The organism is Streptomyces sp. B5E4 (assembly GCF_039871555.1).
GTDB lineage: Bacteria > Actinomycetota > Actinomycetes > Streptomycetales > Streptomycetaceae > Streptomyces.
Window position 1 is genome coordinate 135,468 of the sequence record NZ_JBDPMI010000002.1, and the last position, 12,495, is coordinate 147,962.

Annotated in this window: 8 protein-coding genes; 3 read left to right on the plus strand and 5 right to left on the minus strand. The window is 75.6% G+C overall.

The features are described 5' to 3' along the window. Positions 1-10: 10 nt before the first annotated feature. The 3 genes from ABGA99_RS03210 (at position 11) to ABGA99_RS03220 (ending at position 6,887) form a co-directional block, all read left to right on the plus strand. Entirely contained in the window at positions 11-1,222 is a 1,212-nt protein-coding gene (locus tag ABGA99_RS03210) for a glycoside hydrolase family 16 protein (protein WP_347576866.1), read from the plus strand. Beyond that, positions 1,219-4,125, plus strand: a complete 2,907-nt coding sequence (locus ABGA99_RS03215; RefSeq protein WP_347582113.1) for a glycoside hydrolase family 97 catalytic domain-containing protein — start codon at positions 1,219-1,221, stop codon at positions 4,123-4,125. Before ABGA99_RS03210 ends, ABGA99_RS03215 begins: the two co-directional genes overlap by 4 nt. Before the next feature lie 146 nt (positions 4,126-4,271). After that, positions 4,272-6,887: a glycoside hydrolase family 2 TIM barrel-domain containing protein gene (locus tag ABGA99_RS03220; RefSeq protein WP_347582114.1), complete on the plus strand. Its 2,616-nt coding sequence runs from the start codon at positions 4,272-4,274 to the stop codon at positions 6,885-6,887. Between the two features lie 222 nt (positions 6,888-7,109). Here the strand turns inward: ABGA99_RS03220 and ABGA99_RS03225 are convergent, their stop codons facing one another. From ABGA99_RS03225 to ABGA99_RS03245, 5 genes are all read right to left on the minus strand, one after another. Further along, positions 7,110-7,943: an SDR family oxidoreductase gene (locus ABGA99_RS03225; protein WP_347582115.1), complete on the minus strand. Its 834-nt coding sequence runs from the start codon at positions 7,941-7,943 to the stop codon at positions 7,110-7,112. Then, entirely contained in the window at positions 7,940-8,854 is a 915-nt protein-coding gene (locus tag ABGA99_RS03230) for a dihydrodipicolinate synthase family protein (RefSeq protein WP_347576870.1), read from the minus strand. The genes ABGA99_RS03225 and ABGA99_RS03230 overlap by 4 nt, the downstream gene beginning before the upstream one ends. A gap of 128 nt (positions 8,855-8,982) precedes the next feature. Continuing rightward, positions 8,983-10,164 (minus strand): mandelate racemase/muconate lactonizing enzyme family protein, encoded by a 1,182-nt coding sequence (locus ABGA99_RS03235; RefSeq protein ID WP_347576871.1) that lies wholly within the window; start codon positions 10,162-10,164, stop codon positions 8,983-8,985. A 161-nt stretch (positions 10,165-10,325) separates the two neighbouring features. Next, the gene (locus ABGA99_RS03240; RefSeq protein ID WP_347576872.1) at positions 10,326-10,913 is read right to left on the minus strand and encodes a peptidoglycan recognition family protein; all 588 of its coding nucleotides are present in this window, start codon (positions 10,911-10,913) and stop codon (positions 10,326-10,328) included. Between the two features lie 164 nt (positions 10,914-11,077). After that, positions 11,078-12,382, minus strand: a complete 1,305-nt coding sequence (locus ABGA99_RS03245) for an ROK family protein (protein WP_347582219.1) — start codon at positions 12,380-12,382, stop codon at positions 11,078-11,080. Between the last annotated feature and the right edge of the window lie 113 nt (positions 12,383-12,495).

Sequence of the window (12,495 nt, forward strand, 5' to 3'; positions counted from 1 at the left end):
AGGACGCCCCATGCCCCGCGCCACCCCCCTCGCCGCGGTGATCGCAGCCGCCGCCCTGCCCCTGCTCGCCGTCGCCCCGCCCGCCGCCGCGGTCCCGGCCGCCCCCGCCGTGGAGCACGCCGCGGCGGGGGCGGCCGCCGGGCCGCCCGGGTCCGGCTGGACCCAGGTCTTCGGCGACGAGTTCGGCGGCGGCGCCGTCGACACCGCCAAGTGGAACTTCCGCACCGACGTGAAGGCCAACAGCGCCCAGCGCCCGCAGAACGTCACCCAGTCCGGCGGCGCCCTGCACATCGCGCTGAAGAAGGAGGACCACGCCGGCAAGCAGTTCACCGGCGGCGGCGTCGTCTCCAAGAAGCACCTGCGCTACGGCTACTACGAGACCCGCGCCAGGATCAACGACGGCGCCGGCTGGCACACCGCCTTCTGGCTCCAGGCCGGCGACGGCAGCACCACCTTCCCCGCCGAACAGCGCAGCGAGATCGACGGCTTCGAGACCGACTCGGTCAACCCCACCAGGACCTCGCACAACGTGCACGGCTGGGTGGGCAGCGGCGTCCACGGCCCGGTCACCTACGGCTCCGGGACGTACGACACCGGTCTCGACCTCAGGCAGTGGCACACCTACGGCATCGACTGGTCCGAGAGCGGCGCGAAGTTCTCCATCGACGGCGCCCTGAAGTACACGGCCCCGTACACCCCCGGCCAGTGGATGCACGACTACACCGCCGTCTGGCTCACCAGCATCGCCACCGGCGGGCTGCCCGACACGGGCAAACTGCCCTCGGCCGCCTCTTTCGACTACGTCCGCTACTGGCAGCGCGACTACTACGTCGACAACGACGGCGCCGCCGCCTACGGCTACTCCACCACCGGCACCTGGCAGCCCAGCGCGCTCACCGGCTGGACCAGGGACTCGCCCGTCTCCTACGGCTGTGCCGCGGGCGCCGAGGCGACGTGGCGGCCCCGGCTGCGGGCGGCAGGAGCGTACGAGGTGTTCCTCCACAAGTCCGTCTCCGCCACCGGCGGCGACCCGGCCGCGAAGGTGACCCTGGACAATGCCGGCGCCGTCATCACCCGCACGCTCGACGAGCGCTCCGGCAGCCCCGGTTGGGTCTCGCTGGGCACGCAGACGTACCGGGCCGGTGAGAGCGCGTCGGTCTCGCTCACCGCGAGCGGCACGGGCTGCGCACACGCCGACGCGGTGAAGTTCGTACGCCGATGAGGCCGGGAGCCGCGCCGCTGACGGCGCTCGTCGCACTCCTCGCGCTCGTGCTCCTCGTCCCGGCGGCGCCGGCTCCCGCCGTGCCCGCTGCGCCCGCGGGTCCCGCCGGGACGGGGTCGTCCCCGGCGGCCGGCCGCTGGACGGTCACCGCCCCCGGCGGCCGGACCGGCGCCACGCTGGAGCGGCTCGGCGACGGCGCCCTGCGGCTGTCCGTGAGCCGCGACGGGCGCACCGTGCTGCGGCCCGCACCCGTCGGGATCACCACCGCCCACGGCGACTTCACCCGCGGCCTCACCCTGCGCGGCACCGCCGGCCGCCGGGTCGACGAGCGCTACGACACCGTCGTCGGCAAGCGGCTGCGCCACCGCGCCGACGCCGTCGAGCACACCTTCCGGTTCGAGAACGCGGACGGCGGCCGGATGACGCTCGTCGTCCGCGCCGACGACGACGGCATCGCCTACCGCTATGTGCTGCCGCACGAAGGCCCCGTCACCGTCACCGCAGAGGCGTCCGCCTTCGCGCCGCCGCCGGACGCCACCGCGTGGCTCGCGCCGTACGGGGTGACGTACGCGCAGCGGCCCTTCGAGGCGGCGGTCGCCGACGTGCCGGACGGCGCGTACGCCTACCCGCCGCTGTTCCGCACCGCGCCCGGCACGTACGCGCTCGTCACCGAGGCCGACGCGGACGGCCGCTACGGCGGCACCCGGCTCACCCGCCGCGACGGCGCCTTCGCCGTCACCCTCCCCGACGCCGGCGGCGAGACCGCACCCGGACCGCTGGCCACCCCCTGGCGCGTCGCGGTCGTCGGCGACCTCGCCGGCGTCGTCGAGTCCGATCTCGTGCAGGATCTCGCCCCGCCCTCGCGCGTCGCCGACACCTCGTGGATCGGGCCGGGCGCCGCCGCCTGGTCCTGGTGGTCGGACTCCGCCAGCCCGCACAGCCTCGCGGCACAGAAGAAGTACGTCGACCACGCGGTCCGGCAGGGCTGGGAATACGTGCTCGTCGACGAGGGCTGGGACGCCGCGTGGGTGCCCGACCTCGTCGCGTACGCCCGCGCCCGCGGTGTCGGCGTGTGGCTGTGGAGCCGCTGGAACGACCTGGAGACGCAGGAGCAGCGGGACGCGAAACTCCCGCTGTGGAAGTCCTGGGGGATCAGCGGCGTGAAGCTCGACTTCATGGACTCCGACAGCCAGGAGCGGCTGGCCTGGTACGACGCCGTGCTGGCCGACACCGCGCGGCTGCGGCTCCTGGTCAACTTCCACGGCGCCACGCTGCCCCGGGGCATCGAGCGCACCTGGCCGCACGTGCTGACGGTGGAGGCGGTCGCGGGCGCCGAGCTGTACAAGATCGACCCGAAGCGCATCGGCCCCGACGTGAACGCCACGTATCCCTTCACCCGCAACGCCGTGGGCACGATGGACTACACCCCGGTCACCTTCTCCACCGCGGACCGGCGCACCAGCGACGCGCACGAACTGGCGCTCGCCGTGGTGTACGAGTCGGGGGTGCAGCACTTCGCCGACAGTCCCGAGTCGTACGCCCGGCACCCGGAGGCGGAGGACCTGCTCGCGTCGGTGCCGGCGGTGTGGGACGAAACCCGGCTGCTCGACGGCGAGCCGGGCGAGCGGGCGGTGCTCGCCCGGCGCAGCGGGGACGGGTGGTACCTCGGCGGGATCACGGCGGGGAACCGGGCGCAGGCCGCGGACTTCCGGCTCGGGATGCTGTCCCCGGGGCGGCATCTGCTGGAACTCTTCCGGGACACGGACACGGACACGGACACCGACGGCGGGAGAGGCGGCATCACCGTCGAGTGGCGCACGGTCGCCCGCGGTGACCGGCTGACCGTGCCGCTCGCCGCCGACGGCGGCTTCGCCGCCCGCCTCTGCCCCGCGGAGCCGGGGCGTACGACCTGCGGTCGCGGCCCCACCGACGCGCGGCTGACGGCCGACCCCGGTGGCGTCCTCGCCGCGCCCGGCCGGGCCGTCCCGGTCACCGCCGACTTCACCGCGCCCCCGGACGCCCCGGCCCGGAACGTCGTTCTCGACGCGGTGGTGCCGGACGGCTGGCGGCTTTCCGCACCCGACGGACCCACCCGGGCCCGTACCCTGCCCCCGGGCCGCACCCTGACCGCCACGTGGCGGGCCACCCCGCCGTCCGGCGCCGGACTGCGCTCGTACGAGGTCGTCACGCGCGCCCGCTATGACGCCGTGGACGTGCCGCGTGAGCACGCCCGGCGGCTCCTGGTCGACCCGGCAGAAGTCGTGCTGCCGCCGCCGGGGATCTCGCATGTCGAATCCGACGTGGGCCACGCGCTGACGCTCTCGTGGATCCACGCCACCGCCACCTCGGCGTACGTCGAGTGGCGGCGGGAGGGGGATGCGGAGTGGAGCCGTACGGACGCCGACTTCGACGGCGTACGCCACCGCGCCACCGTCGGGCCGTTCGAGGAAGGGCTGGTGGACCTGGAGTACCGCATCGTCGCGGGTGACGACGTCTCGCCCGCGTACACCGCGAGGCTCGTCGACCCCGGCGCCGTGACCGTGGTCGACGACGGCGCCGCCGGGCACACGGAGAACGGGCGCTGGCTGGGCAGCAGCGTCACGGGCTGGGACGGCGGCCGGACGCGCTACACCGGCACCGCCGGAGACACCGCCGCCTGGCGCGCGGAGCTGCCGGACGGCGTGTACGAGGTGGCCGCGTACGTGCCCGCGCACGAGAACTCCACCGCGGCGGCGTCGTACGCGGTGGGGGAGCGGACCACCGGGGTGGACCAGCGGGCGGCGGGCGGTACCTGGGTCGGCCTCGGCCGCCACCGGCCGGACGCCGGCGCGCTGGCCGTCCGGCTCACCGCGGGGCCCGGCCTCACCCGCGCCGACGCCGTCCGGTTCATCCGGGTCGACTGACCGCGCGGCCGACCGGCCGCCGGGCGCAGCGAGTCACGCCCGCGCGGCCTTCGGCTGCTCGCTCCGTACGGCAGAGAACCCATCCGTCATCGTCGATGCCTGCCCGTAGCCGTGAGAGAACCGCACCACGGAAAGGAATCCCACTCATGCGCAGACTTCTGCGCGCCGCCCTCGCCGCCGCACTCTGCGGGGCGATCACCGCAACCACCCTGTCCGCGGCGGCCGATGAGCGGGCCCCCGCGAACGTGGCCGCCGTCATGCCCGCCGCCGACGCGGGGGGACCCGGCCACCAGATACCGGCCGGGCAGCGCACCACCGACCTGGGCGGCACCTGGCGCTTCACCACCGACCCGGCCGCCGACCCCGCCGACTGGGACGCGATGCCCGTTCCCGGCAACTGGGACCAGCACGACGCGTACGCCGAGCACCAGGGCGACGCCTGGTACCGGCGGACGTTCGGCACCCCGCGGCTGGGCTCCGGCGAGGTCGCCCGGCTGCGCTTCGAGGCCGTCAACTACACCGCCACCGTCACCCTCAACGGCCGGGAACTCGGCACCCACGTCGGCGGCTACACGCCCTTCGAGTACGAGGTCGGCGACCTGCTGAAGCGCGACGGCACCCCCAACACCCTTACGGTGCGGGCGAACAACGACTACGCCGTCGGCGCCACCTGGCCCTGGGGCGGCATCTCCCGCCCCGTCACGCTCACCGTCGACCCGGCGGTGCGCATCGAGCGGCAGCACGTCGTCGCCGAGCCCGACCTCGACGCCGGCACCGCGGCCGTGACCACCGAGGTCACCGTCTCCAACGCCGGCGGCACCGAGCGCACGGTGCGCGTCGACGGCGCACTCACCGACACGCGTGGCCGGCCGCTGCCCGCGGGCGTCCTGCGCGGCCGGGACGTCACTGTGCCGGCCGGCGGGACGCGCACCGTGGAGCTGGCGGCCCGGCTGCCGCGCGGCTCGTACGGGCTGTGGTCGACCGACGACCCCCGCCTGTACCGCGCCACCGTCGCGCTGCGGCAGCAGGGCCGCGCCGGCTACGCCGTCTCGGACCGGTTCGGCATCCGCAGGATCGACATCGTGCCCGACGGGCTGCTGCTCAACGGCGAGCGGGTGCGCACCGCCGGGTTCAACCGGGTGCCCGGGGACCGGGTGCACGGCGCCACCGAGCCGATGTCCGTCGTACGCGCCGAGATCGACCGCATGAAGGAAGCGGGCGCCACCATGACCCGCATCCACCACGTGCCGCAGTCGCCCGAACTGCTCGACTATCTGGACGAGGTCGGCATGCTCAACATCGGCGAGATCTCCGTGTGGGGCAAGGACGCCTCGCTCGACCCCGAGCGCTGGCGGCCGGAACTGCGCGAGATGGTGCGGCGGGACGCCAACCACGCCTCGGTCATGGCCTGGTCGGTCGCCAACGAGATCGCCGGGAACACCGAGACGGGGCGGCACTTCGTCAGGTCGATGATCGACTACACCCGGGCCGAGCTGGACGACTCCCGTCCGCTGACGTACGTCAGCAACACCTTCAGCGGCATCGAAGGCCCGGAGGACGAGGCGCTGCAGTACGCCGACTTCCTCGCCGTGAACCTGTACGGCGGCTTCACCGACCGGGTGCGGGCGCTGCGCGAGCACTTCCCGGACAAGCCGGTGTTCGTCAGCGAGTTCAGCGCCGACGGCTACACCTTCACGCCGGACCGGGAGAGCGTGGAGTTCGTGTCGAGGAGCGACGGTGCCGTCCCGGCGCAGCTCTCCGCCCTGCCGTGGGTCATCGGCGTGTCCCGCTGGACCTTCGACGACTACCGCAGCCGCTACTCCGGCACCTCGCCCAACCAGTTGCGCGGCTGGGGCGTGCAGACCGACTGGGGCGGGCTGAAGCGCAACTACGACCAGATGCGCGCCGCATACGCCCCCGTGGCCGGACTGGACGTCGCGGCGGCGGACGGCGGCAGCGAGATCACCGTCACGCCGCGTGCGGCCGGTGAGCTGCCCAGCCACATCCTGCGCGGGTACCGGCTCAGGTGGAAGGCCCTTGCGGCGGACGGCTCGACGGTGGCGCGGCGCAGCATCCCGCTGCCGCGGGTCTGCCCCGGGGACGGGGCGCTCACCCGGCCGGTGGCAGGGGACGGCGGCGGTGCCGCGGCCGGGGCGGTCACCGAGCATGTCGGGCTCCTCGACCCGCAGGGGTACGAAGTCGCGGTCGCCGACCGGGACCTGGCGGCGCCGGCGGCACCGGAGGTCACGCAGACGGTGGCGGCGGCCGGCGCGGTCCGCGCCGGGTTCGCGCACGTCGCCGGCGCCGACTCGTACCGCGTCGAGGCACAGGCGGTGACCGGCGGGGCGGTGCGTTCGGCGGTGGTCCACAAGGACGACCACGGCGACGTCACCGGGCTGGCCGACGGCACGGCGCACCGGGTGCGTGTGGTGGCGGTGAGCGGGGCGGGCGAGACGGCCTCGGAGTGGACGGAGGTGACCCCGCGGGCCGGGGCCGGCGCGCTGCCGCCGGACGCGCAGTCGCTGGAGCCGGTCGCCGGCGGCACGGTCTTCCAGTGGCGGGGCGTCGCGGCCGACGAGGCGTACGAGCTGGAGGTCACGGACGCCGCGGGCGAGCCCGTCCGCTCGTGGACCACCCGGCTGCGCGGCTTCAGCCGCATCGAGGACCTGGCGGCGGGGACGGACATCCGGGTGCGCGTCCGCAGCGTCCGCGGCGACGCGACGAGCGCGTGGTCGGAGTGGACGGAGGTGTCAACGGGCTGAGCGGGGAGACCCGTTGCGGTGTCCCGGCCCGTACCCGGAGGGGACGGGCCGGGACACACGGGCGCCCGCAACGCGCGGCCGGTTCCCGTCATACAGGACTGGTCCCCGACATACGCGCACGGAATCCGCGTCCCGCGTCGGCATCGGCGCGGTGCAGCGGAGCGATCCCCGCCGGGGAGTCCAGGACCCCCGAGCAGGCGACGCGCACGCGGGGGATCCCGGCTACAGGAAGCGCTCCCGGAGGTCCGGGCGGAGCCAGGCGGCGGGGGAGGAGATGCTGAGCCCACCGTCCACCGGCAGCACCGTGCCCGTGATGAAGGACGCCCCGGGGGAGGCCAGGAAGTGCACGGCCGCCGCGACCTCCGGCGGGGTGCCGGTACGGCCCAGGGGGTAGCCCTCGGCGACGTGCGCCAGCGGCGGGGTGCCGATCATGCCCGGCGCCACCGCGTTGACGCGGACGCCGCGCGGGCCGTAGTCGAGGGCGAGTTGGCGCACCAGGCCCTCGACGCCCGCCTTCGCCGCCGCGTAGCCGGGCAGACCGGGGGCGGCGAGGAAGGCGTTCACCGAGGTGACGGCGACGATCGCGGACCCGGCCGGGAGCCGGGGGAGCGCCGCGCGGGCGACGTAGAACGCCGTGTCCAGCGTGGCGGACTGGGCAAGCCGCCACTGTGCGTCGGTGGTCTCGGCGGCACGCGCCACCGGCTGCGCCGCCGCGGCCAGCACCACGACGTCCAGCCGCCCCAGCGCCTCCGCCGCGGTCCGGACGCACCGGGCGGCGTCGGCCGGTTCTGCGCAGTCGGCGGTGACGTACGCGGCGTACGACGGGTGCGCGCAGTCCGTCAGCCCGCAGCCCGCGACCCGGTCACCGGCCTCCGCGAAGGCGTCGGCCACCGCCAGCCCGATGGCCGAGTCGCCGCCGACGACGAGCACTCCGCGCGCGTGCCCGCGCCCGACCGGTGCCGCCCCTTCGCCGGTGCCCTCGTCGGGGCCCATGTCCGCGCCCTCGCCCGGGGGCTCGTCCGCGCTTCCGGCCGGCTCCCCGCCCGCCCCGCTCACCGCGTCTCGCCCGCCGCCAGCGGCGGCAGCGCCAGCCGTTCCAGGATGCCGTCCAACTGCGCCCGCAGCGCCTCCGTCAGCCCCTTCGCCGGCAGCCGCACCGCCGCGGAGCCGATCACCCCGCGCCGTACCAGCACCTCCTTGTGCACCGCCCACGCGAACCCCGCCTGCATGCCGAAGCGGATCAGCGGCAGCAGCCGCTCGTACGCCCCGTGCGCGTCCGCCGTCCGGCCCGCGGCCCACGCGTCCAGCACCGGCCGCAGCACGTCGGTGAACTCGCACGCCGGCATCGTCCCCACCGCGCCCGCCGCCAGCTCCTCCAGCAGGAAGAAGGCGTTCTGCCCGCCGAGCACGTCGAACCCGGCGGGGGCCGCCGCGACCGTCTCCGCGATCTTCGGCACGGTCGGCGCCGACTCGACCTTCACCGAGTCCACCCCTTCGAGCTTGCCGAACTCCGTGATCAGCGGCACCGGCATCGCCACCCCCGTCGTCGCGGCGGCGTCCTGCACCATGACCGGCGCCCCGGCGCGCTCGCCCAGCGCGCCGTAGAAGTCGACGAGTTGCTGCGCGCCGGGCTTCGCGAGGTACGGCGGCAGCACCATCAGCGCGTCCGCGCCGCCCGCGACGGCCTGCCCGCACTGCTCCAGGGCCGTCGCCAGGCTCGTCGGGCTGACCCCCGCCACCACCGGCACGGCGCCGGCGACCACGTCCCGTACGTCCGCGAGGACCGCGTCCCGGTCCGCGGCGGTCAGCGCGAAGCCCTCGCTGGCCATGCCGAAGACCGCCACTCCGTCGGCACCGGCGCGCAGTTGGAACGCGGTGAGCCGGCGCAGTGAGGCGCGGTCGAGGCTCCCGTCCGGGTGGAAGGGGGTCGCGAGGACGGGGACGAGACCTCGTACGGGCCGGCTCATGCTGGGGTCCTTTCGTTCGCCCGGCCGGCCGCGCGGCGGGCGGCGCGGCCTCGTGGCGGTCGGGTCGGGGTGCGGTGTGCGGGGCGGGGGGTGCCGGGCGGCGGCCGGGCGGGCCGTCCCGGCCTCCCTCAGCCGGTGATCTCCTGCGCGTGCCGTACGACGAACTCCGCGTCCACCTCCACGCCCAGGCCGGGTCCCGCGGGCAGCGGGATGCCGGTGTCCGGGCCGCCGGCGAGCGGGGTGCGCAGGATGCGGCTCGCGACCTGCCAGGTGGTGGGCTGGTACTCGAAGTACGGCATGGCGGCGACCGCGGCGGCGAAGTGCAGCCCCGCGGCGGTGGCGACGCCGAGGCCCGTGGAGTGGTGCGGGGCCACGGGCACGTGGTGGGCGGCGGCCAGTTCGGCGATCGCCAGGGCCTCGGTCAGGCCCGTGCGGCCGGCGTCGGGCTGGGCCAGGGCCAGGGCGCGGCGGCCGAGCCAGTGGGCGAACTCGTAGCGGTTGCGCAGGGCTTCGCCGACGGCGACCGGGAGGTCGAGGCGGCGCTGCAGGTCGCGGTGGCCCTCGACGTCCTCGGGGGCCAGCGGCGCCTCCAGGAACAGCACCCGGCCGCGCCGCTGCAACTCGCGGCCGAGGCGGGCGGCTTCGGCGGGCGCGTACGCCCAGTGCGCGTCGACGGCGACGCGCAGCCGCTCGTCGGCGGCGAGCACCGCGTCGACGGTGGCGAGGTCGGCCTCGACGCCGCGGCCGAGGTGCAGCTTGATCCGGTACGCGCCGCGCCCGGCCCACTCGGCGGCCAGCTTCGCGCGTTCGGCGTCGGTGTCGCGGGGCAGCCCGGAGACGTAGGCGGGCTGGACGGTGCGGAACACGCCGCCCAGCAGCTCGGCGACGGGCAGGCCGGCGCGGTGTCCGGCGAGGTCCCACAGGGCGATGTCGACGGCGGCGAGCGCGTCGGCCTGATGTCCCGTCAGATGGCCGCGCTCGCGCATCAGGTCGCGCAGCCGGTGCCAGGCGGGGCGGACGGCGCCGGCGGGGGCGCCGAGCAGCGCGGGGCGCAGCAGCGTGGCGACGGCCTGTCCCGGCACCTCGGGGCCGACGGGCGCGAGCGCTTCGCCCCAGCCTTCGGTGCCGTCGTCGGCGACGACACGGACGAGCAGGGTCTCGAAGCGGGCGGAGTACAGGCTGCGCCAGGGTTCGCGCACCACGTACCCGCGCTCCTCGGTGAGATCGCTGCCGTCGTCGAGCCGGCCCAGATACGCCTCGCCGTGCGGCAACTTGAGCGCGTAGACGCGGACATCGGCGATGCGGGCCATGCTCACCATCCCTGCTTCGGTAACGGGCTCAGGCGATGGCAGATTCCCACATCATGCAAGCGATATGCAAGAAGTGCATTGGCCTTTACGAAAAAGGGAACCCGGTGAGCGGCAACACCCCTGAGCCGCCCACCGGGAGCTCGTGGACCCGGCGCCGAGCCTCAGGCGGCCCGTACCAGCGTCATGTACTTCGTCCAGTTCCAATGGGGGCCGGGGTCGGTGTGGGTGGCGCCGGGGACCTCGTTGTGGCCGATGATGTGGTCCCGGGTGCGCGGGATGCCGTAGCGGGTGCAGATCGCGGCGGTCAGTTGCGCGGACCGCCGGTACATCACGTCCGTGAACCAGGCCGGCTGGTCCACCCAGCCCTCGTGCTCGATGCCGATGCTGCGGGTGTTGTAGTTCCAGTTGCCGGCGTGCCAGGCGATGTCCTTCTCCCGGACGAGCTGGGCGATGTAGCCGTCGGCCGAGGCGATGAGGTAGTGCGAGGAGACGTCGCGGCTGGGGTTCTGGAAGATGTCCACGGCGTCCTGGAAGTACTCCTGGGTCACGTGCACGACCACGAAGTCCAGCGGGTACGCGGTCGGGCGGGTGGAGACCGTGTAGTTGGACCGGTCCGCCGGTATCCAGTGCGTCGGAGGGTACTGCGCCGCCTGCGCGGGGGTGGCGGCGAGGCCGCCGAGGCCGGCCGCGGCGGCGGTGGCGGCGGCGCCCTGGATCAGCCGCCTGCGAGGGAGGTTCGCGAAGTCCATGGGGCTCCTGACAGCGGAGGGACATTTGCGCGTACATGACATTCCGGAACCCATCATGAGGACACGTCAGGCCCTCTGCCAAGACATGGCCGGATATGCCAATGGGCGTACCAAAGGCGGTGGTCGGGGACGGCGGGCGCGGCGGGGGTCCTGTGGGGGGAGGGTCAGCCGGCGGCGATCGCGCCCGGCGCCTCCATGACGGCGTCGACCTCGCTCAGTGCCGCGCCGAGCAGCGGCCCCTCGGCGCCGAGCGCCGAGACGGCCAGCCGTACGGTACGGGCCGGGTCGGCGAGCCGGCGGGCCAGCTCGCGCTCGACGGCGGGTACCACCCAGGGCGCGAGGCCGGCGAGTGCGCCGCCCAGCACGACCGTCTCCGGGTCGAGGATGTTCACGGTGCCGGCGAGCGCGATCCCCAGCGCGCCGCCCGCCTCGCGCAGCGCCGTCCGCACCAGGGCGTCGCCGTCGGCGGCGCGGGCGGCGAGCATGGCGATCCGCCCGCCGGGGCCGGGGTGCGCGGCGCGGGCCTGCGCCGGGTCGATGCCGGAGGCCCGCAGTACGGCCTCCTCGCCGGCGTACTGCTCCAGGCACCCGCGCCCGCCGCAGGCACACGGCCGGCCCTGGGGCCGTACGGGCACATGGCCCAGCTCCCCGGCGAACCCGTGCGCCCCGCGCAGCAGTTCGCCGTCCATGACGACGGCGGCGCCGATGCCGATCTCGGCGGAGACGAAGAGAAAGTTCCGCCCGGGGCCGGGGGAGCGGCCGTCTCCCGCCGGGAGCGCCGCGGCCGGCTCATCCGCGGGGCCGGTGCCGGACTCCCCGTCCTCGCCGGTGCCGGGCGGCTCCGGCGTGCCGCGCTCCTGGCGCTGTTCCGCCAGCGCGCCGAGGTTGGCCTCGTTGCCCACGCGGGCCGGGGGGGCGGACGGGAGCAGCGGGCCGAGGTCGACGCCCTGCCAGCCGAGGTTCGGGGCCCGTACGACGGTCGACTCGTCGCGCGCGATCAGGCCGGGGACGGCCACCGTCAGCCCGGTCGGGGTGAGGCCCTCGTCCCGTAGCTCCGCCACGACCTGCTCGATCAGCCCGGCGAGCCGCGCCAGCACCGGCCCCGGCGGGTGGTCGCGGTTCGCGGCGTCGGCGGCGACCCGGGCCCGTACCCGGCCGCTGAGGTCCACCGCGCAGACCGCGAGGTGGTCCACGCCGATCTCGGCGCCGAGGCCGCACGGCCCGCGGTCGTTGAGCGCCAGCGCGCTGCCGGGCCGGCCGACCGTGCCGGGGCGGCCCGGACCCAGCTCCACCAGCAGCCCCGCGCGCAGCAGCTCGTCGACGACGGCCGCGACCCCCGCCCGCGTCATCCCGATCCGCGCCGCCACGGCCGCGCGCGACAGCGGGCCCCCGGCGGCCACGGCGCGCAGGGCCAGGGACAGGTTCCGCTGCCGCAGCGCCTGTTGCGTACGGGGTGAGGGCGCCGACACGGGCGACTCCTTCGGGGCGGTGAACGGGCGGTGAACGGCGGTGACGACCGTCACGTGGGGCTCGGGCACGACGACCCTACGGCCTGGCGGCGCGGTACCGGAGCATGTGGGGC